This is a genomic window from Paraburkholderia saeva (genome assembly GCF_907164555.1).
Classification (GTDB): domain Bacteria; phylum Pseudomonadota; class Gammaproteobacteria; order Burkholderiales; family Burkholderiaceae; genus Paraburkholderia; species Paraburkholderia saeva.
Genome location: NZ_CAJQZC010000036.1, coordinates 1 through 665, shown reverse-complemented (window position 1 = coordinate 665; position 665 = coordinate 1). Strand labels below are relative to the sequence as shown.

The window sequence follows — 665 nt, the reverse complement described above, 5'->3', positions numbered from 1 at the left end:
ACGCCGGCACGCACGACCGGACACTCTCGTCGCTGCTTCGCACCGTGAGTTATCGGCTCCGCAGGCCTTATCCCGACGCCGTCAGGCTGTTCAGGCATCTGGTCTGGCACAAGGTGCTTCTCGTTGACCTCGAAAGGCCCATAAAAGCAACGTCACCCGCGCCGCGGATACAGACCGCGTCAGACGGTCTGCTTCACTGTAAGAGGGCTGCCTGACATGGACGACACCACGACGCTGCTCAATACGGTGATTGAAGCTCTGTCCGATAACGTGCCGTTCGAAGGACTGGCGCGCATTCTCTGGATCGGTGGCCCTGCCGCACCTGCCACGCTAATTTCGATTGTGCCAACACCCCGCAAACCGTGGGTTATTTCGGGTGAAGAGATTCGCACATGGCTTGAACGCGGCGACGCACGATGTACCCAGTTTCGCTTGCCTGCGTACATGCTCCAGGTTGAAGAAGATATCTCGCCGTCCGACCGTGAGTCGCGTGATCGCAACTGGAAACGTATTGCCGGCCTGGTCGAAACCGGCGTTCCAGGAGAAATATTCGCGGAAGGGGCAATGGGCCCGCTCGTCGCGAGACATGCGTCAGCGACCGATACACAGCGCAAGACGCTCTACCGATTGCTCTACCGTTACTGGATGTTCGGCCAGATCCGCAA

1 protein-coding gene and 1 pseudogene are annotated in these 665 nt (G+C 59.1%); both read left to right on the top strand.

Features of this window, described 5'->3' with window-relative positions; genetic code table 11:
- The coding region (locus LPA36_RS29380; protein WP_267478913.1) for a TnsA endonuclease C-terminal domain-containing protein at positions 1 to 215 on the top strand (215 nt) is incomplete at its 5' end.
- A 1-nt stretch (position 216) separates the two neighbouring features.
- A pseudogene (locus tag LPA36_RS29375) lies at positions 217 to 665 on the top strand (transposase); the annotation flags it as partial.